Source organism: Natrinema salaciae (assembly GCF_900110865.1).
Taxonomy (GTDB): Archaea; Halobacteriota; Halobacteria; order Halobacteriales; family Natrialbaceae; genus Natrinema; species Natrinema salaciae.
This window is the reverse complement of sequence record NZ_FOFD01000002.1, coordinates 496,827-516,676: the sequence shown is the minus strand read 5'-3', so window position 1 is coordinate 516,676 and position 19,850 is coordinate 496,827. Positions and strand designations below refer to the sequence as shown.

Here is a 19,850-nt window from a genome sequence, read left to right as displayed (position 1 = left end):
ATGTACGAACGAATACTGATTCCGACTGACGGTAGCGAGACGGCCGAGACGGCGGTCGAGCACGCGCTCGATCTCGCCGAACAGTACGGGGCCGAGGTGCACGCCCTGTACGTGGTCGATACCAACGCGATGAGTCTCAGCCTCGGCGGCGAGCAGCTCGATCGCATCGAGCAGGGCCAGTACGGCGAGATGGACGAAGTGCGGGAGCGCGCCGAACGCGCTACCGGCTACGTGACCGATCGCGCGGCCGAGCGGGGGATCGACACCGTCGAACACGTCTCGGCGGGCAGACCCCACTCGATGATCGCCAACTACGTCGACGACAACGGCATCGATCTCGTCGTGATGGGATCGCACGGTCGTTCGGGGGTCAGACGGGCACTGCTCGGCAGCGTCACCGAACGGACGCTCCGGTCGACCCGCGCACCGGTCCTCGTCATCGACGAGGACTGAGGCGACCGGCGGACCGAGGCGGCGTTTTTTCGGGACGCTACCCCGCGGAGCGGCGGCGATGTCGCTGGCGCGGGATGCGAGACGATTCCACGAGCTCGTCGACGGCGACCTTCGCGGAACCGGCCGTCGAGCGTTCGACGCTACTGGTTCTGGCGCCTGATCGCGAGTTCGAAGTTCCAGATGAAGCCGAAGTACGCGACGACCCCCGCGAGCATGAGCATGTAGTACACCCAGGTCGGCGTCCCGAGAAAGTGGTCGACGGTCTCGACGATCGTCACCCAGACGACCGCGAACGCGAGATCGGTCAGTATCCCCCACCGCTCCTCGCGAGCGGTCCGTAGCCACTCGCGAGCCCCCGTCATCGGCCGACCACCCGACTCCCGAATTCGATCATTGTGCGAGCGTTTCGCAGGGTGTCGGAAAAAGCCTATCGACGGCCGCATCGACGTCCCCTCGGCGACGGCTCCGGCCTCGGCCGCGCCCCCTCGCGGCGGCCCGCCACTCGAGCGGTCGACCGGCAGTCGTCTCGCAGCCGAGACCGATCGCCGCGGGAGGCTGGCGGCTCACTCGTCCCAGTACTCCGTCTCGTCGTCGATGCGGTAGTAACCCTCGAGCGGCCGTTCGTCGCGACCGCCCGGCGGCGAGCCGACGAAGACGCCGAACTTGTCCATCTCCGGGTACACCGTCACGTCCGGTTCGTTCATCGTCGAGACGGCCAGATATCGGAGCGGTTCCTCGCCGTCGTTGACGATCCTGTGACCGCCGCGCTCGTCGGCCGGCAGCGTCACGTAGTCGCCGGCCGTCAGGGGCTCGAGGCCGTCGTCCGTCTGCAGCTGGCCGTCGCCGGCCAGCACGTAGATCGCCTCCTCGTTCGCCGTGTGGTAGTGGTACGGCCACGAGCGCTTTCCAGGCGGGAGCTCGTAGAGGCTGCAGCCGATGGCCGACGCGTCGACGGCGTTCGAGAGCTCTTTCCGGCGGAACGCGGTTTCCTCGCGGTCGTACTCCCGCCAGTCGACGGCCGACTCGTTGACTTTTTCCATATCGTGTTCGATGGAACGTAACCGCTTATAATTTCGTCACGCACTCGTTTCCGAGCCAGATCGCTCGAGTGCTGTGCGGACTGAACGGCGTTCGCACCCGGACACAGCCGTCACGTGTTCCGTGAGTGCGGCGGAGTGAACGATCGATCCCTCGAAGAGACGCGTGGCGACCAAGATGGAAGAGTAACCGACGGCAGCAACTTCGGGACGGCGCTGGTGGCCAGCTCTCGTCCGTACCGCCCGCGGGACTGGAGATCCCGGTGCCGGATGCGGGCGGAGAACTGACAGTCGGTGAATTCGTGCCGCTCGCCGGGCGGAAAGCGAAACCCCCTAACCCCGCCCGAGAGTGCACTCGAGCATGCACGACGATCCCGCGGTCGCCGTCCTTCGGCTCGGCCACCGCCCCGGCCGGGACGATCGGATGACGACCCACGTCGGCCTGACCGCCCGGGCGCTGGGTGCCGACCGCGTCCTCTTTCCCGACAACGCCGGCCAGTCGCTCGAGACCGTCACGGACATCACCGAGCGGTTCGGCGGTCCCTTCGAGGCCGAACTCACCGATTCGCCCCAGGGAATCATCAACAACTGGGAAGGGCGGGTCGTCCACCTCACGATGTACGGCGAGCGCGTTCAGGACGTGGAGTCGGACATCCGAGCGGCACACGCGGGCGAGGGCGACCCGCTCCTGATCGTCGTCGGCTCCGAGAAGGTTCCGTTCGACGTCTACGAGGCAGCCGACTGGAACGTCGGCGTCACCAACCAGCCCCACTCCGAAGTGGCCGGGCTCGCCGTCTTTCTCGATCGGCTGTTCGAGGGACGGGAGCTCGAGCGGGAGTGGGCGGACGCCGACCGACGGGTGGTCCCGACGGAGACTGGTAAACGGGTCGAGTCGGCGGATACCGGCGAACGGGACGAGAGGAGCGCCGACGAATGAGGAGCTACTCTCGCCAGGATCGCCCCGAAAACAGCCGGAGATGGTGGGGGAGCGCGTTCCAGAGACGGTCGACCGGCGCTGCCGTCCGTTCGCGAATCGTATAACGGTTTCCGACCCGTTCGATGACGCCGTCGTCGGCTCGCTCCGCGAGCGTTCGCTCGACCACCTCGAGCGTGAGTCCCGTTCGATCGGCGATCCGGTCGGGTGGAAGCGCCATCGACGATTCGTGAAGCGTGGTCGCGATCAGCTCTTCGGCCGAGCCGTCCGGCGGCGTGATCCCTCGACGCCACTCGTAGCACGCGTCGAGAACGAACCACGCGCCGACGAGGAGGAACGAGACGGCCACCCACGAAACCTCGGTCCGAAGCAGCGACGCGCTGTAGCCCGTGACACCTGCGCCGATGACGAGTCCCGAACCGAACGGCGGGATGCCGGCGGCCGATCGCAGTGCTTCGAGCGTCCGTACCGCGATCATGGTACCGCCGACGGTCGCGATCGATGGCCAGCCGATCTCGAGGACGGCGGACAACAGGACGAGACCGGCCGAGAAGACGAGTACCGGCCCATCGTCGACCAGTTCGGACCACACGCTACGGACGACGGACCGCCCCATATCGGACCTCTCTCTAGTCGAGCACAAAGGAACTTCGAACGGTCAGCCTGCCGGTCGAAACAGTCGAACCGGTCGAAGGAGCCGACTACCGACCGTTTGCAGGATCTTTCTGACGAACGGTCCCGCACCCATCTCCGCGTCGTCGATCGCGTACCCGTTCCCGACTCGCTCGATCGGTCCCGAATCACCGTGGATCTCGAGCAGCCGCTCGAAGTCGTCCTCCAAAAGGCCGGTCCGGTCACAGATCTCCGCCTTCGTGAGCGGCCGATCGGCCTCGCGGAGTTCCTCGAGCAACCACCGGTTGTGTTGGCTGACAAGGCGGACCTCGTCTTTCGTCATGTCGTCATCGTCGCGAGCGGTTGCATCGACGTTGCGCCACGCGTACAGGCCATCCAGACAGATCCAGCAGCCGACCGCGACCAGCGAGCCGCCGAACCAGGTGCCGCTCTCTCGCAACTGAACGATGCCGCCGGCGACGGCGAACGTGCCCAAGGCGATCCAGGCGAGCGCCGGGTCGATATCGAATCTGTCGACAGCGGCCTCGCCGAGCGGCGCGGCGATTACGATTCCGAAGACCGTCGCGATCGCGTTGATCTCGAGCCCCATAACGAAGAGGAAGACAGCCAGACCGACGGTAACGACGATATCGGACGGATCGATTCGGTCGCGAAGCCACGCAAGCGACTCGTAGATCATCTGTCGGCGATACAACACGCTCGATACTAAACGTACCGCTCGCGATTCGATTCGAGGAACCGACCGATTCGTACGGCAGATGTAAGCGAGGAAAACCTTTTATTGTGCCTCTCGGTATCACGATACATGGACCTCGACGCCGTCGATCGTTCCGCACGAGAGGGAAACGTCGCGACCCTGTTCGACCAGACTGCGGTCCACCACGGGGACGCACAGGCGATGGAACACCACGGGCGGCGCTGGACACACGAAGATGTCCGTGACTGGACCGCCGAATTCGCCGGCGGCCTGCACGACATCGGCCTCGAGCCCGGCGACCGCATGCTCCTCTTTCTGCCGAACTGCCCGCAGTATCTGATCGCCGCGATCGGCGCGTTCAAAGCCGGCGTGGTGATCTCGCCGGTCAATCCCCAGTACAAGCGCCGCGAGGTGGCCTACCAGCTCGAGGACACGGACGCTGGCGCGATCGTCACCCACCCGGCGTTGCGGGAGGTCGTCGACGAGGGAACCGAGGACGCCGGTATGGATCCCGAGGTGATCACGATCCAGAGCGAGGACTGGCCCCGAGATCCGGACGATCACGCGTTCGAGGAACTCCGGGGCGAGCCGACGCTGGTCGAGCGGGCCGACGACGACGTCGCCCTGTTGCCCTACACCTCGGGAACGACCGGCGATCCGAAGGGGGTCCAGCTCACCCACAGCAACACGCGGGCGCAACTTCTGTGGCCGCTGACCGCCTCCAACGTCGACGTCGAGCCGGAAGCGGTCCGGAGCCTCACGTGGCTCCCGCTGTACCACATCACCGGCTTCACTCACACCGCCTTGCAGCCGCTGGTCGGCGGCGGCCGACTCTACTTCCGCAGCGCGCTCGAGTGGGACGCTCGGGAGTGCATGCAACTGATCGAGGACGAGGAGATCACCCACTTCGTCGGCGTGACGACGATGTACGCGGACATGGTCGAGGCCGACGATTTCGGCGAGTACGACCTGAGCAGCCTCGAGTCGGCCTCGGAGGGCGGGGCGAAGCTCTCGACGGCGGTCCAAGAGCGGTTCGAGGAGACCGCCGGTGTGGACATCTCGGAGGGGTACGGCCTCACCGAGACCCACGGCGCGACCCACACCCAGAGCGGCTCGACGTTCGGCCTGCAACACGGTACGATCGGCCAGCCGCTCCGGATGACCGACTGCAAGATCGTCGACGACTCGGGCGAGGAAGTCGGTCCCGGCGAGGAGGGTGAACTCCTCGTCCGCGGGCCGCAGGTGATGAACGGCTACCACGGCATGCCCGACGCCACGGACGCCGCCTTCACCGAACACGGCTACTTCCGGACCGGCGACGTCGCCCGCCGCGACGGGAACAACTACTACGAGATCGTCGACCGGAAGAAACACGTCATCGTAACCGCCGGCTACAACGTCTACCCGAGCGAACTCGAGAACCTCCTCGTAGAGCACGAGGCCGTCGCGGACGCGGCCGTCGTCGGTATCCCGGACGAACGCCGCAACGAGGTGCCGAAGGCGTTCGTCGTTCCGGTCGACGGCGCCGAACCCGGCAGCGACGTGACGGCCGAGGAACTCGAGGCGTTCTGTCTCGAGGAGGTCGCCGAGTACAAACACCCTCGCGAGATCGAATTCATCGAGGAACTCCCGCGGACGACGAGCGGGAAGGTCCAGAAGTACAAACTCGAGGACGAGTAGCCGGCGACGTACTCGGGGGCTGTACGACGGGCTATCGAGATCGGGCCGACCAACGGCGATCCCGGCCGATTCGCTCCGCATTCGATCGAATCGCCGCCGCTCAGTGCGGGTATCGGACTGCTCGGATAATCGGCGACACTCGCGGGAGGTGGGAACTCGCGGGTGGTGGGAAGCGACCGGCGCGACGATGGTTCCGTGGTGCGGTGGGTGGTAGGGTGGTTCCGCCACGCCGGGCGATGGCCGCGAGCCATCCCGGGCGGAAGTGGGATGCACTCCCATTTAGAAGTATTGGAAGTGGCATTTACGACCGAACCGCCGGCACCGACCGGCCGAATCGCCGCACTGCGCGCCGCTTCGGGGTGGCAGCAGTATGCCGGTTGCGCACCTCGGTTTCCCGGTATCGCCGACCGACTCACGCACAGCAGCGGGACGCGGCTCGAGGAGACGGCGACGGACGGATACGCTCTCACTACCCCGTCGTCTCCGCGATTCCGCTCCCGATGGCGCGGCCCGCTCGTCGGTCACGCCGTCTCGTAGTAGCGGACGCCGTCTTCGGTCTCGTGGACCACTCGACCCCGCTTCTCGAGCGTCCCCAGTGCACCGAGCGTATCGAGCACCGGCGCGTGATAGCGGACGTTTCCGACGCGCTCCTCGGCGATCGATAGCGGCGCGGCCGGTTCGGTCGCCTCGAGCGCCGTCAGCGTCTCCTCGAGCAGCGTGTCCAGCCGTTCCCGCGTCGTCTCGACGACTCGCTGGGGGTCCTCGAAGACGGGGCCGTGGCCGGGGAAGACCCGGCTCGCGGTCGTCTCGTGCAGCCGGTCCATGGCCTCGTAGTAGGCCTCGACCGCGTCGTAGGCGCCGTCGTTGAATCCGACCTGAAAGGCACCGGCGCGAAACGGTTCGACGAGTGCGTCGCCGGCGAAGAGCACGTCCGTCCCCTCGACCGTCGTCTCGAAACACAGGTGGTCGATCTCGTGACCCGGCGTCTCGAAGACCGTGAACTCGCGGCCGCCGACGGAGAACGGCTCGGCCGGATCGACGGGACGGGCGGTCTCGCGGTCGACCAGCCGTCGGTCCCGGCGCCGCGACTCGAGTTCCTCCTCGATCACCGCCTCGAGATCGTCGCCCCGGTACCCCGCCGATATCGCGGTCTCTCGGACGGCTGAGCGGACCGTTTCCAGTTCGCCCTCGAGTCTCTCGATGGCGGCCCGCGGGGCGTGGACCGTCGCGCCGGCCGCTCTGAGGGCGGGCAGCTGGCCGATGTGATCGCTGTGGATGTGCGTCACGACGACGTGGTCGATATCGCTCGGCTCGTGATCGGTTTCGGCGAGCCCCTCTCGAAGCTCCGTCTCGCCGACCTCGCCCGGTGCGCCCGCGTCGATCAGGATCGGTGCCGGCCCCTCGAGCAGGTAGGCGGCGACGTGTTTCGGGGGCCAGGGGACGTCGAACTCGAGTCGATGGATCCGCGAGCAGGTGGAATCGTTCCGAACGGCACCGCAAGAAGCGTCGGGAGTCATTGTCTCGAAAACGCCCAGCCAGCACCATAAGCACCGCGCTCGAAAGCGCCGGCGGATTTCGATACTGTTGCGGCGGGTTTCTGGTGAACGGTACGTGCAGGCGGGACCGTCACCAGTGGAACGATTTCCAGTGGAAAGATTTTACTGACGTTCGGCTGGGTTTGATATAATGGCTGATGAAGAGATCATCGTCCGGCTCAATATCATCATCGTCCTCCTGAGTAGTCTCCTTTTCGTACTGCTTTTTTCGGCACTTCCGCTGGAGCTTTTTGCCGTCGGTATCGTTTTGGCCGTACTCGTCGCTCCGATACTCTTTTTGAACGTGCTGCAACCACGTCCGTGAATTCGGACGGTGACTCGTCAGGGGCGCTCGTCTCGGGCGGCCGAGAGCGGGCCGCTGACAGGCACCCTCGACACAAACAGTTGCGGTGAATAGCCTGCAAGCCCGCACAACCTGCACAGCCTGGCGGCACGGAATCGCTACACCTTCTCCAGCCGATTCGCTCACCTGCTTCACTCGCTCGGCCATCCGGCAGCGCGCGCCACCGCACGCCGAACGACCGGTCCGGGGGACAGGGTATCCCGTCAGTACTTGCTCGGGGCTCAGTAACGAGTATACTGGATCACGCGCCGCGGGCGGGGTCACTTGACAAGCTTTAATGGCTCCATGCCGTTACACGTAGGTAATGGCTTTTGAGGACCTGCTCGAGGACCCGGTAATCCAGAAATATTTGCACGAGCTGGTCGGTCCCAAGGGGATGCCCGTCGCGGCGGCGCCGCCGGACGGGGAAGTGACCGACGAAGAGCTCGCCGAGGAACTCGACCTCGAGTTGAACGACGTGCGGCGCGCGCTGTTCATTCTGTACGAGAACGATCTCGCCACGTATCGGCGGCTGCGCGACGAGGATTCGGGGTGGCTGACCTACCTCTGGACCTTCGAGTACGACAACATTCCGGAGAATCTGGAAGAGGAGATGTACCGGCTCCACGAGGCGCTCGAAGAGCGACGGGAGTACGAGCGCAACCACGAGTTCTACCTCTGTGAGATCTGTTCCATCCGCTTCGAGTTCGGCGAGGCGATGGACTTCAACTTCGAGTGTCCCGAGTGTGGCTCGCCGCTGGAATCGATGGACAACAACCGACTGGTCACCGCGATGGACGACCGCCTCGACTCGCTCGAGGACGAACTCAACATCGACGCGGACGCCTGATGGTCGTACTCGCAACCAAACTGTACGTCGAGGGCGACGCCCGCGAGCGCTCGCTCGACTCGCTGCGGTCGCTGGTCGGCAACGAGATCGGCGAACTGGACGTCACGTTCGAACTCGGCGTCCGCCACGACGACTTCCCGTCCGTGACGATCGAGGGCGAGGACGCCACCGTGGCTCGGAACGTCCTCCGCGAGGAGTTCGGCGAGATCGTCCCCGATCTCGAGTCCGGCGAGACCTACGTCGGAACCCTCGAGTCCTGGGACGATGACGGGTTCGTCCTCGACGCCGGGCAGGCGGTCCGGATTCCAACCGACGAACTCGGACTCGGGCCGGGATCGGCGACGCAGATCCGCGAACGGTATGGGCTGGTCCAGCACGTCCCGCTCCAGTTCGTCTACGGCGGTGACGGCGAGGACGGCGAGAGCGAGCCGTCCCGCCTCGCCGACGCCGAACGGGACCGCCTCTACGAGTGGACCCGCGGCGACGGCCGACTCAACGTCAACAGCGCGACGCGAGCGGAAGTCCGGGCGACGCTCAACCGCGCGGGCCACGCACAGGACTACGTGACCGTCGAGCGACTCGGCCTGCTCGAGCAGAGCGTCGTCTGTACCGAGAGCACCGATCCACCGGGACTGCTCGCCAGCGTCGGCGAGTACCTCCCGGCCGAACTCCGCTGTGTCGTTCCCTAGCATGAATCGACGGCTCGTTCTCGCAGTGATCGCGGTCGCACTGCTCACGACGGTAGCGGGCTGTTCGGCGATCTCCGGCGGGATTTCCGACGAACAACTCGATCGGGAGCGGGAGTACGACGACCTGCGCGACGGCGACGCCGACGTCACCATCGCCGTCGAAGACGGGAACCTGATCGACGGCGGCGAGTTCCGAGCGGTCTACGACCTCAACGGCACCGAGGAGTTGTCGCTCCATCGGTCGACACTTTACAGCGATGACCCCCTGGAGATCAACGGCCTCCGCTACTGGTATCCCAACGGTACCGAGCGCACGGGATCCGAACTCGAGGTCGAGCAGGGCCAGTCGGCGACGACGATACAGGTCCCCGACGGCAACGGGACGATCGCGTTCTCGGGCGAGGCCGGGCGCAAGACGTTCAGCCTGCCGGTCTACGTCGAGGGCTCCTACGAAGTGAGAGGGCCCGAGAATCATCGGACGTCGAACTTCCTGTTCGGCGACGTCTCGCCGGGCGACTACGAGCGCGAGGTCGTCGACGACCGGGAACGCCTCTACTGGGACGACCTCGACGCGGATAGCACGATCTCCCTCCGATACTATCTTACGCGGGATATTCCGCTGTTCCTCGGTCTCATCGGAACGGTCGTCCTGATCGGCGGTATCGGAATCGGGTACTACTACCGGCAGATCAAGCGACTGCGAGAACAGCGTGAGGAGTTCGGTCTCGACGTCGATATCGACGACGATTCGGACGGCGGGCCGCCGGGGTTCCCGTAGCCGGCCGCCTCCGGCGCGTTTCTACCGAACGTCGACCGACCTGTCCGTCAGCCGTGGATGGCCCGTTCGTCGAGCCAGACGACTGCTTCGTCACCGATCTCGAGTCGCCCCTTGACGTGCGTCGTGTTCGCGTTCAGGGGCTCGAGCGAGGCGGTTCGGACCGGTCGTGTCACGTCGACGTCGTCGACGAGCCAGCCGTAGTGGCGCCCGTCGTCGTCGGTCGCCGAAAAGACGAGCAGTCGCGGATCGTCGACCCGGGTCGCCGTTCGAAACGACGTTCCGAAGGCCCGCGGCAGATCGACGACTCTGACCCGCTCGCCGGCGACGGTCGTCGTCCCGGCGTCCCACGGGTCGGTCGCGTCCCCGAAGGACGCGTCGCCGGCGACACCAAGGACCGAGACGACCGATTCGGCCCTGACGCAGTAGCGTTTTTCCTCGAGATCGAACGTGACTACGGTAACGCGCTCGTCGGTACCCGTCCCGTCGCGGCTCGAACCCGATTCCATTCCATCTGATCGATGGAAGTCGTTCGAATAAACCTATCGGATCGAGGAACCGTCGTCGAGTCTCGAATGCGGAGACGAGGACGGCCCCACACCCGCCGAAGAGTGGGAGGTGCCTCCCCGAACGTCGTCCCCGTGGGACCCGATACTCTCAGATAGCTATCCTTTCTCGGTGGGGTCAACGTTTTATTGATGGAACCTGATACACGAACAGGACAATGGCCCCGGACCTCTCGGAAAAGCTTCTCGGAATCGATATCGACGAAACGGATCGTTCCCGCGATTCGGGCGGTGGCGACGGCGAAGAGGAGAACCTCGTACAGTTCGTCTTCGTCGGTGTCGGCGAACACCGACTCGCACTCCCGGTCGACGCGGTCAGTACGATCACGGATCCGCCGACGGAGCTAACGCGAGTGCCGCGTTCGCCCCCCGCCATCGATGGACTGATGGACCTTCGAGGCGAGATCACCGCCGTCATCAACCCGTACGTTCATTTCTCGGTAACTGAGGAACGACCGGGGCGGGAACGGCTGCTCGTGCTCGACCGGCCGAGCGATCAGCAATCGGCCGCGATCCGGGTCGACGAAGTGATCGGCGTGGAGACGGTTCCGGAGAGCGACGTCCTCGAGGGCGACGACGTCGAGGCCAGCGAATTCTCGGGTGACGTCCTCGAACACCCGCTGATCGTCGCGCTCGTCACGCAGGAACGTGAACCGCGTGTAGAGGTCGGGAGCGTGGTGGCCGACGGAACGGCGGACGACGCGTCCGGTGTGTCGACTGGACCCGAGATCGGCGGGACGAGTGGCGCGGGCGGCTCGGCGGCGCTCTCGTCGGCCGGTGCCACGGACAGTAGGTTCGGCGAGTCAGTGGGTGACACGTTCGAGATAGAGCCGACCGACGACGCCGACGATGCTGCCGAACCGGACGACGGAACCGACGGCGACGAATCGCCACAGGAGATCGTCGTCGAGGCGACGGCGCTGGTCGATGTCGACAGATTATTGTCGGCGTCCGGACAGTCGTAAGAATTACCGTAAACAGCCCATTCCGGATCTCGCTCAGTGAGTGGTCTCTCCGGGGCGTATTCGACGTTTATCACGTCTGATAATCGAGAGACAGCATTTATGGTAGTTGTATCTCTACGAGAGTTTGGTGTACTACTGAATGTCGACAGGGGTGCTCATCGTGGACGACTCTCATTTTATGCGGAACTTACTGCGTCAGATTCTGGAGCAGGATTACCGCATCCTCGGAGAGGCGTCCAACGGCGCAGAAGCCGTTAAACTGTACAAAGAACACGATCCCGACATCGTCATGATGGACATCGTGATGCCGAAGTGTAACGGCATCAAGGCGACCGCAGCGATCAAGAAGATCGATCCGGACGCCCGCGTCATCATGTGTACGAGTGTCGGACAGCGTGAGAAAATGAAACTCGCCGTGAAAGCTGGCGCGGACGGCTACGTCACGAAACCGTTCGAGGAACCCAGCGTCAGAAAGGCCCTTTCAGACGTCGTTGCTGCATGACGCGAGTACTCGTTGTCGACGACTCGAAGTTCATGCGGACAGTCATCGGCAACGCGCTCGGCAACGCCGGCTACGAGGTCGAAACGGCTGCGAACGGCTCCGAAGCGGTCGAAACCGTCACTGCGTTCGATCCGGACGTCGTTACGATGGACGTCGAAATGCCCGAGATGGGCGGTATCGACGCCGTCGAACGGATTATGGCGACGAGTCCGACCCCGATTCTCATGCTCAGCGTTCACACCGAACGCGGCACGGAGGCCACGCTCGACGCGCTGGAACGGGGGGCTGTGGATTTTCTCCACAAGCCCGACGGCTCCGATTCGCGAAACATCGCACACCTCACGGACGAGGTCGTCGAGAAGGTCGACGACCTCGCCGAAGCCGACGTCTCCTCGGTGGCACTCGCGCGGGCCTCCGCGACGGCGTACGCGACTCGATCCGGACGCGCTAGCGGGACGGGACGTCGGACGACGGCCGGAAACGCCGTCGCCGGAGGCAGTGCGGACGCGCAGGTAAATTTCGAGCGGACGGCCGGCCCGGACGTCGCCCCCGGTATCGGAACCGATTCCGAGACCGACGCGGACGCGACGCCGGTCGCCGTCGACGGCGACCGCACGGACGCGCCGACGGTCGTGCTCGGTGCGTCGACCGGCGGGCCGAAGATCGTCGAACGACTGTTCGAACGACTCCCGTCCGATCTCGAGGCGAAGGTGCTGGTCGTCCAGCACATGCCGCCAGGCTTCACCGAACGGTTCGCCGACCGACTCGATTCGCGGAGCCAGTACGACGTCAGCGAAGCCACGGATATGGCTCGGCTCAAACCCGGCGAGGCCGCGGTCGCGCCGGGGAACGCCCACCTCGAGGTGGCGAGCAACGTCGGTGACGCCCTTCGACTGCGACTCGACGACGGCGATCGAGTCCACGGCGTCCGACCGGCGATCGACGTGACGATGAAAAGCGCCGCCGAGCGGGTCTCCGACGGGCTCTGTGGCGTCGTCCTGACTGGCATGGGCCGAGACGGTGCGGCCGGGATCGAGGCGATCAGGACAGCAGGCGGTCACACGATCGCACAGGACGAGGCGACGAGTCCGGTCTTTGGCATCCCCTGTCAGGCAATCGAAACGGGCTGTGTCGACACGGTCGCGCCAGCCGGCGGCATCGCCGACGCGATCGTCGACGCCTTCACGACGGACGGTGAGAACGATGAGTGACTATCTGACAGACTTCGTTCAGGAGAGCGAAGAACGGATTACGGAACTGAACAACGCTTTGCTCACCCTCGAGCGCGATCCCGGCAACGAGGAGGCGATGGAGAACATCTTCCGGATCGCACACACGCTCAAGGGGAACTGCGGAGCGATGGGTCTGGAATCGGCGAGCGACCTCGCACACGCGATCGAGGATCTGCTCGATGCCGTCCGCGGTGACGAGATCGAGGTGTCGGCGGAGTTGATGGACGTCATCTTCGACGCCGTCGACGAGCTGGAGGCGATGATCGACGAGGTCGCCGCCGACGGCGAAATCGAAACCGATCCGACGGCGACGATCGCGGCGCTGCGAGAGCATCTGGCGAGTTCGGCCGACGAGCCCGCGGGGATTACGACGCCCACGTCCGACGAGATCGACGACGTGTGCGCCCGCTTCGAGCCGCCGGCCGACGACGGCCACGACGTCTACCTCGCCCGACTCGCGATCGCAGAACGCGACGGCGTCAACAACGGGAAGCTGGTCGTCGACGCCCTGATCGACGCCTTCGATCTGATGGGGACCGACCCGCCCCACGAGACGATCAAAGCCGGAGCGTACGGTTACAGTTTCGACGCGGTCTTCGGTACCGCAGTCGGCGAAGCCGCGATCGCCTCCGGTCTCGAGCCGGTCGAGGAGGTCGAGGAGTTCGAAATCGTCGACGTCACCGATCGGTTCGACGCCGACGAGGCGGACCGGGCCACAGCGGACCCTGCGGATGACACCGAACCCGGTGACGGGATTTCCGCCGACGAGGCGATGGATCTCGAGGTCGACGACCTGCTCGACGAGTTCGACGAGTTCGACGACTTGGACGAGATGGTCGAGGACGTCGAGGACGAGGAACTCGAGGCGTTCGAGGACATGGGCGAGGCCGGCTCGTTCGACGACCTGCTCGACGAGAACGACGTCGACGAACTCGACGCCGAACCCGGCGAACCGCCGGCCGACTCCCACGAAGGGGAGCAGGCGGGTGACTCGGGCGACGACGAGGCGAGCGACGACGGCGCGGAGGACGTCGAGGACGCCGGTGCGGTCTTCAACGAACTCAAAGAGGAGGTCGAGATGGTCGGCTTCGACGAGCTCCAGGACGAACTCGAGGAGCTCGAGTTCGACGAGTTCGACGACGAAGAGGAAGTCGACATGGACGAACTCCTCGGCGAGGACGCGGCGGACGACTCGTTCCTCGGCGGCAGCGAACCGACCGAGAGCGACGTCGACGACATCCTCGTCGATTCGGCACCGACCGACGAGACGACGGAAACTGACGGCGCTGTCGACGCCGACGGTAGCGCTCCCGCCGGGGAGCCGACGTCGGCCGAGCCGACCGCCGAACCCGACGACTCGGAGCCCGAAGCGTCGACCGGCGAGGCAGCCGAGACGGCGGCACTCGAGGATGACGTATCCGACGAAAGTGGCGCTGTTGGGGCAGTGGCCGACGAGGACGCTAGTGACGAGGACGCTGGTGACGAGATGGCTGATGACGAGGTCGTCGCTGTCGAAGACGAAGACGACATCGCCGCCGAAGACGACGTCGTTGCCCGAGACGATAGCGAGCCGACGACCGACGATGTGGCCGTCGACGATGCCGTTCCTGACGACCCGGTCGAGGCCGATCCCGCTGCGACCGATGGGGAGGCCGTCGAACTGTCAGCCGACGATTCGGAACCGACCGATGCTGCGTCTCTCGACGAGGCCGACGAGGCTGCGGCCGTGCCCGTCGAGTCCGACCCGTCCGACGACGATGCCGACGAGGCCGCGGACGACGCGACGGAGTCCGGCGTCCCCGACGAGACGACCGAACTCGAGACCGACGACGCGACGGCGCTCGCGGAAGCGGACGAAGCCGACGAATTCCAGGACGAGGATCGGACGACGGTCGCCGACGACGACACCGACACCGACGACGGTGCGGCGAGCGACTCGTTCGGGACGGACGAAGCCGACGACTTCGAGCCGGCGGCGGCGTTCGACGACGAGTTCGACGCGCCGGCCGACGAGACGGATCCGTTCGACGACGCCGACGACTTCGAACTCGAGGACGACGACTCGCTGGACGAGTTCGATGTCGATCCGGACGAGACCGATCTGGACGCGGACGACGATTTCGAAGTCGAGTTCGACGATCCCCTGGACACCCAGTCCGACGCGGCGGCGTTCGCCGGGACAGAGGAGTTCGACACCACCGACGCCGGCTTCGATTCGCCGGCCACGGGCACCGAGACGGACCCGGACTCGAGTGCCCCGTCTGCGGGCTCGTTCGGTGACGACGCGGCTGGGTCGGGCGACGAAGCGGATTCGGACGTCGTTCGGATCGTTAACGAACCGGAGATGGAGATTCCGGATATCGACGTTCCGGACACGACCGACCGACCGGACGCCGACGCCGAAACGGACGAAATTCAGTCGGTCCGCGTCGACGTCGAGCAGATCGACTCGCTGCTGACCCTCGTCGAGGGGCTGGTGACGAGCCGGGTTCGACTGCGACACGCGGCCGACTCCACGGAGGACGGGTCCGCACTCGACACGGAACTCGACGCGCTGTCGGATCTGACGACGGACCTTCAGGAGACGGTGATGGACATCCGGCTGGTGCCGCTTCAGACGGTGACGAACCGCTTACCGCGGGTCGTTCGCGACATCGCTCGTGATCAGGACAAGACCGTCTCGTTCGAGATGACTGGCGAGGACGTCGAGATCGACCGGAGTATCCTCGACCGGATCGGCGACCCGCTGATCCATCTGGTTCGAAACGCAGTCGACCACGGGATCGAGGCGCCCGAGCGGCGTGAAGAGATCGGGAAACCCCGTGAAGGAACCGTCGAAGTTCACGCCGAGCGCGAACGCGATCGCGTGACGATTACGGTCGACGACGACGGAAATGGGCTCGATCCCGATCGGCTCCGTTCCGAAGCCGTCGAGGCCGATATCGTCGACGAATCGACGGCGGATTCGATGTCCGACCAGGAGGTCTACGACCTCATCTTCCATCCCGGCCTCTCGACGGCCGACGAGGTGACCGACGTCAGCGGCCGCGGCGTTGGGATGGACGTCGTCAAACGTACGATTCAGGACCTCGACGGCACGGTCTCGATCGACAGTACGGACGGGGAGGGGACGACCGTCACGATGGAACTCCCCGTGACGGTCGCGATCGACGAGATCCTGTTCGTCGAGAGCGGCGGTGAGGAGTTCGGCGTCCCGACCAAAGCCGTCCAGGACATCGAGTCCGCCATGGCGATGCAGACGGCCGGCGGTGAGTCCGTCCTCCCCGGCGAGGACCGAGACTACCCCGTGATCCCATTGGCCGACGTCTTCGAGACGCCGGCTCCCGGTGCGAACGGGGACGGAATGGTCGTCCGAATCCGCGACGATGTCCGAGAGGTGGCCCTGCACTGCGATCACGTGCACGGCCAGCAGGAAGTCGTCGTCAAGCCCTTCGAGGGCTTCATGAGCGACATTCCGGGACTGAGCGGCGCAACGGTTCGGGGCCGAGGAGAAGTAGTCAACATTCTGGACGTGACGACACTATGAACGAGCGAACACACTCAACCCTACGGAGGAATCTATGACGATGATGGTCGATATACGAAAGCTGAGCTTCATAAACGAAATGGCGAAGGTCGGGACGAACGGCGTCGCCGACAACATGAGTAAGCTGACCGGCGAGGACGCCCAGATGGAGGTGACCAAGACCAACTTCATCGACGTCGACGACATCGAGTCACAGCTCGACAGCGGGAAGCGGGTCGGCGTTCGGGTTCGGCTCCTGGACCCACCGCACGGGCACATCCTCATCCTCTTCCCCGAGGCGAGCGCGAAGAAGATCACGGCGATCATGCTTCGCGACGTCGTCGACGACATGGGCGACGTCTCCGGGAAGATGGCCCGCAGTGCCGTCGAGGAGATGGGCAATATGATGGCCAGCGGCTTCATCGACGGCTGGGCCGACGTGCTCGGACGTGCGATCGATATCGCCGCCCCACAGCTCGTCTACGCCCCCACGGGTGACATCGTTACCCGAACGGCCAGCCTCGGCGGCGACGACCTCGCGCTGTTCTTCGATTCCGACCTGTCGGTTCCCAGCTACCAGATCGAAGCCGAAATCTACGCCTTCCCCGACCTCGAAGAGTTCGTGGAGATGGTCAACGGCATCGAAGTCCAACCCGCATGAAACTCGACGTCAACGCACTCGGCACGTTCTACCGGATGGCTCGAGAGGGCGCCGGACTGGCGGCGGGCCGACTCACGCATATGCTGGGCGTCGAGACGCAGGTCGGTGTGACGAAACTCAACTTCATGCGCGGTCAGGAGATCCGGCGCGATTTCGAGGACTCGACCGACAAGGTCGGCGTCCGAGTCAAGCTGACCGGCGGAATCGAGGGGTATTCGGTCGTCGTCTTCGACCGCGAGAACGCGCTGCGGATCGTCGAAACCCTGCTCGCCGAGGCGGGTCCCGACGCAAACGTCGAGACCGATGTCGGCGAAATCGACGCCTTCGACGAGATGACCGAAAGCGCCACCACGGAGGTCGGCCACATCATGAACAGCGGTTTCATCGATGGCTGGGCCGACGTCCTGGAGACGGTCATCGACGTCTCGACGCCGGAGTTCGTCGAAGGCGAGTCCGCCGAACCGTTCTTCGGCGAGATCGACGAGGCACCGGCCGACGACGACCTCGCCTTGCTCTTCCAGAGCCGTATCGAGACCGTCGGCACCGAGGTCGGGTTCAGCCACTACCTCTTTCCGAAACGCGAGTCGATGGCGAAACTCCTCGAACGGCTGCGCACCAGCGACGGTATCGAGTACGACAAGCTCGACGGCTTCGACCGGATGGCCGAGCGCGGTGCCGAGGAGGTCGCCAAGACGGCCACGACGTTGACGGGGATCGACACCAACGTCGAGATCCGTCGCCTGAACTTCGTCTCGCTCGAGGCGATTCCCGAGCAGGTAGCCAACGAGAAACTCGTCGGGGTCGCCTTCGAGTTCGACGGCATGCCGAGTGGCTATCTGCTCTTTCTCTTCGACGAGGAGTCGGCCCACGAGATCGTCGACGCGATGGTACCCATGGAGGTCGAGGAGGACGGCTTCGGCGAGATGGGAACGAGCGCGATCAAGGAACTCGGCAACATCATGGCCAGCGGGTTCCTCGACGGCTGGGCGAACGTCCTCGACACGACGATCGACCACTCGACGCCGGAGTTCATCCACGACATCGGCGCGGCGGCCGTCGACCCGGTCATCATCCAGCTCGGGGAGAATCAGGACTTCGCGTTCGTCTTCGATACGGTCGTCGTCGCCGACGGCCGCGAGTTCGACTGTGAAGTGTACGCGATCCCTGACGAATCGGACCTCGAGCGGGCGCTGAACAACCTCGACGTCGATCGGATCGAGGAGACCCCGACGACGGCGGAGTTCCAGGAAGTCGATAACGCATGAAAACCTACGGAACCGAACCAGGTGTACCGACGCCGGTTCAGGTCGGCATCTCCGAACTGATCGTCACCGAGGGAGACGATACGCTCAAGTCCTACGGCCTCGGCTCGTGTCTCGCGATCGCGCTGTACGATCCGAACACGGGGATCGGCGGGTTAGCGCACGTCATGTTACCCGACGGCGACGCTGCGGACAACAGCGACCGCAAGCCCGGCAAGTACGCCGATACGGCGATCCGAGCGCTCCTTCGCCGGATGGTCGAACAGGGGGCCAACTACACCACCGTCGAATCGAAGATCGCCGGTGGAAGCGACATGTTCGAGTTCGAGAGCTTCGGTGACGGCGTCGGCCAGCGCAACATCGAGGCCGCCAAAGCGGAACTCGAGAAACTCGGCGTTCCGCTCGAGGCCGAAGACGTCGGCGGCGAGTACGGTCGAACCGTCGAGTTCACGCCCGGAACGGGGACGCTGACCGTGAAAACCTCCAACGGCGACAACGGAGTGACGGAGCTGTGATCGGCAACGGGACCGGTGATTCCGGGACCGGTCGCGACGACGTCGGAGACGGGGACGACGAGACCTTCGACGACCTCCTCGCGTTCGTCGAGGACGAGTTGGCGTTCGCGACGAGCCACTACAACGACAGCTATCTCGACCGGCGCGTCTCCTCGCGGATGCGCCGTACCCAGAACGATACCTACGCCTCGTACTTCGAACTGCTGCGGACCGATCCGGACGAACAGGAGGCGCTGCTCGAGGCGCTGAGCATCAACGTCACGGGCTTCTTTCGCAACCCCGACGTCTGGGCCGGCATTCGAACCGTCCTTCGCAAGCTGTCCGCGACCAACACGACCGTTCGCGTCTGGAGCGCCGCGTGTGCCGACGGCCGGGAGCCGTACTCGCTGGCGATGCTGGCCCACGCCGATCCGGAGATCGACGAGTCGAACGTCTACGTCCTCGGGACTGACATCTCCAAACCGGCGCTCGAGACCGCTCGGGCGGGCGTCTACGAGGAATCGCGCACCATCGATCTGGACGACCAGCTCACCTTTCTCGACGACTACCACCGATACGTCGACGTCGACGGACGCACCTACCGGATCAGCGATCACATCCGGCGAAAGGTTCGCTTTCAGCGCCACGACCTGATCAACGACGAGCCGAAGTCGGGGTTCGACCTCGTCACCTGTCGCAATCTGTTCATATACATCGACAACGAGTACAAACAGCCCATGCTCGAGACGATCGCCCGGTCGCTCCGACCGAACGGCTACCTCGTCATCGGAAAGGCCGAGACGATCCCCCCGAACCTCCAGTCCGCCTTCGCCGTCCGCGAGGCCCGCCTCCGAATCTACCAGCGTGAACTCACGGGCCCGGCGGACGGACCGATCGACCGACGGACGAACTCGAGTCCCGAATCGTAACGCGCCGACGCGAGCGCGTCGCCGACGGCCGACTCCGCCGACGGAACACCGAGACCATTGTACTCGCCCGCGAGCCGAACGGCTCCG

At 65.1% G+C, this 19,850-nt stretch carries 21 protein-coding genes; 15 read left to right on the top strand and 6 right to left on the bottom strand.

All coding sequences use genetic code 11. The features are described from left to right. Complete coding sequence (locus BMX07_RS07815) at positions 1–453, top strand: universal stress protein (protein WP_090616465.1); 453 nt, start codon at positions 1–3, stop codon at positions 451–453. A 140-nt stretch (positions 454–593) separates the two neighbouring features. Here BMX07_RS07815 and BMX07_RS07810 read toward each other — a convergent pair whose 3' ends face one another. Both BMX07_RS07810 and BMX07_RS07805 read right to left on the bottom strand, forming a co-directional pair. Next, on the bottom strand, positions 594–815 hold the full coding sequence (locus BMX07_RS07810; protein WP_090616461.1) for a DUF8119 family protein: 222 nt from the start codon (positions 813–815) through the stop codon (positions 594–596). A 201-nt stretch (positions 816–1,016) separates the two neighbouring features. After that, entirely contained in the window at positions 1,017–1,493 is a 477-nt protein-coding gene (locus tag BMX07_RS07805) for a cupin domain-containing protein (RefSeq protein ID WP_090616458.1), read from the bottom strand. Positions 1,494–1,851: 358 nt separating this feature from the next. Here BMX07_RS07805 and BMX07_RS07800 point away from each other — a divergent pair, with 358 nt between their 5' ends. Beyond that, positions 1,852–2,427 carry a tRNA (cytidine(56)-2'-O)-methyltransferase gene (locus tag BMX07_RS07800; protein WP_090616454.1) on the top strand — a complete coding sequence of 192 codons (576 nt, stop codon included), beginning with the start codon at positions 1,852–1,854 and terminating at the stop codon, positions 2,425–2,427. A 4-nt stretch (positions 2,428–2,431) separates the two neighbouring features. Here BMX07_RS07800 and BMX07_RS07795 read toward each other — a convergent pair whose 3' ends face one another. Continuing rightward, entirely contained in the window at positions 2,432–3,040 is a 609-nt protein-coding gene (locus tag BMX07_RS07795; RefSeq protein ID WP_090616451.1) for a hypothetical protein, read from the bottom strand. Positions 3,041–3,082: 42 nt separating this feature from the next. After that, positions 3,083–3,736 carry a hypothetical protein gene (locus BMX07_RS07790; protein WP_090616447.1) on the bottom strand — a complete coding sequence of 218 codons (654 nt, stop codon included), beginning with the start codon at positions 3,734–3,736 and terminating at the stop codon, positions 3,083–3,085. Between the two features lie 126 nt (positions 3,737–3,862). On the opposite strand from BMX07_RS07790, the gene BMX07_RS07785 reads away from it, so the two are divergent. After that, the gene (locus BMX07_RS07785; protein WP_090616443.1) at positions 3,863–5,434 is read left to right on the top strand and encodes a class I adenylate-forming enzyme family protein; all 1,572 of its coding nucleotides are present in this window, start codon (positions 3,863–3,865) and stop codon (positions 5,432–5,434) included. A 521-nt stretch (positions 5,435–5,955) separates the two neighbouring features. On the opposite strand, the gene BMX07_RS07780 is transcribed toward BMX07_RS07785, so the two are convergent. After that, positions 5,956–6,951: an MBL fold metallo-hydrolase gene (locus BMX07_RS07780; RefSeq protein ID WP_090616440.1), complete on the bottom strand. Its 996-nt coding sequence runs from the start codon at positions 6,949–6,951 to the stop codon at positions 5,956–5,958. Positions 6,952–7,120: 169 nt separating this feature from the next. Here BMX07_RS07780 and BMX07_RS24330 point away from each other — a divergent pair, with 169 nt between their 5' ends. From BMX07_RS24330 to BMX07_RS07765, 4 genes are all read left to right on the top strand, one after another. Further along, complete coding sequence (locus BMX07_RS24330; RefSeq protein ID WP_175480083.1) at positions 7,121–7,294, top strand: hypothetical protein; 174 nt, start codon at positions 7,121–7,123, stop codon at positions 7,292–7,294. 343 nt (positions 7,295–7,637) lie between these two features. Continuing rightward, positions 7,638–8,162: a transcription factor E gene (gene tfe, locus BMX07_RS07775; protein WP_090616436.1), complete on the top strand. Its 525-nt coding sequence runs from the start codon at positions 7,638–7,640 to the stop codon at positions 8,160–8,162. Beyond that, positions 8,162–8,851, top strand: a complete 690-nt coding sequence (locus BMX07_RS07770; RefSeq protein ID WP_090616432.1) for a DUF2110 family protein — start codon at positions 8,162–8,164, stop codon at positions 8,849–8,851. Before tfe ends, BMX07_RS07770 begins: the two co-directional genes overlap by 1 nt. Position 8,852: 1 nt before the next feature. Then, entirely contained in the window at positions 8,853–9,629 is a 777-nt protein-coding gene (locus BMX07_RS07765; RefSeq protein ID WP_090616429.1) for a DUF5803 family protein, read from the top strand. Positions 9,630–9,676: 47 nt separating this feature from the next. On the opposite strand, the gene BMX07_RS07760 is transcribed toward BMX07_RS07765, so the two are convergent. Continuing rightward, positions 9,677–10,135 carry a chemotaxis protein CheW gene (locus tag BMX07_RS07760; RefSeq protein ID WP_090616426.1) on the bottom strand — a complete coding sequence of 153 codons (459 nt, stop codon included), beginning with the start codon at positions 10,133–10,135 and terminating at the stop codon, positions 9,677–9,679. 215 nt (positions 10,136–10,350) lie between these two features. Between BMX07_RS07760 and BMX07_RS07755 the strand changes: the two genes are divergently transcribed. The 8 genes from BMX07_RS07755 (at position 10,351) to BMX07_RS07720 (ending at position 19,763) form a co-directional block, all read left to right on the top strand. Further along, complete coding sequence (locus tag BMX07_RS07755; protein WP_090616423.1) at positions 10,351–11,157, top strand: chemotaxis protein CheW; 807 nt, start codon at positions 10,351–10,353, stop codon at positions 11,155–11,157. A gap of 139 nt (positions 11,158–11,296) precedes the next feature. Continuing rightward, on the top strand, positions 11,297–11,659 hold the full coding sequence (gene cheY, locus BMX07_RS07750; RefSeq protein ID WP_006181855.1) for a chemotaxis protein CheY: 363 nt from the start codon (positions 11,297–11,299) through the stop codon (positions 11,657–11,659). Next, positions 11,656–12,870, top strand: coding sequence for a chemotaxis-specific protein-glutamate methyltransferase CheB (cheB, locus tag BMX07_RS07745; RefSeq protein WP_090616419.1), 1,215 nt, complete (start codon positions 11,656–11,658; stop codon positions 12,868–12,870). The genes cheY and cheB overlap by 4 nt, the downstream gene beginning before the upstream one ends. Beyond that, positions 12,863–16,438, top strand: coding sequence for an Hpt domain-containing protein (locus BMX07_RS07740; RefSeq protein WP_090616417.1), 3,576 nt, complete (start codon positions 12,863–12,865; stop codon positions 16,436–16,438). The genes cheB and BMX07_RS07740 overlap by 8 nt, the downstream gene beginning before the upstream one ends. A 34-nt stretch (positions 16,439–16,472) precedes the next feature. Next, the gene (locus tag BMX07_RS07735) at positions 16,473–17,078 is read left to right on the top strand and encodes a chemotaxis protein CheC (RefSeq protein WP_090616413.1); all 606 of its coding nucleotides are present in this window, start codon (positions 16,473–16,475) and stop codon (positions 17,076–17,078) included. Then, positions 17,075–18,343, top strand: a complete 1,269-nt coding sequence (locus tag BMX07_RS07730) for a chemotaxis protein CheC (protein ID WP_090616409.1) — start codon at positions 17,075–17,077, stop codon at positions 18,341–18,343. Before BMX07_RS07735 ends, BMX07_RS07730 begins: the two co-directional genes overlap by 4 nt. After that, the gene (locus BMX07_RS07725) at positions 18,340–18,855 is read left to right on the top strand and encodes a chemotaxis protein CheD (RefSeq protein WP_090616405.1); all 516 of its coding nucleotides are present in this window, start codon (positions 18,340–18,342) and stop codon (positions 18,853–18,855) included. The genes BMX07_RS07730 and BMX07_RS07725 overlap by 4 nt, the downstream gene beginning before the upstream one ends. Beyond that, positions 18,852–19,763, top strand: coding sequence for a CheR family methyltransferase (locus BMX07_RS07720; RefSeq protein WP_090616401.1), 912 nt, complete (start codon positions 18,852–18,854; stop codon positions 19,761–19,763). The genes BMX07_RS07725 and BMX07_RS07720 overlap by 4 nt, the downstream gene beginning before the upstream one ends. The last annotated feature ends 87 nt before the right edge of the window (positions 19,764–19,850 follow it).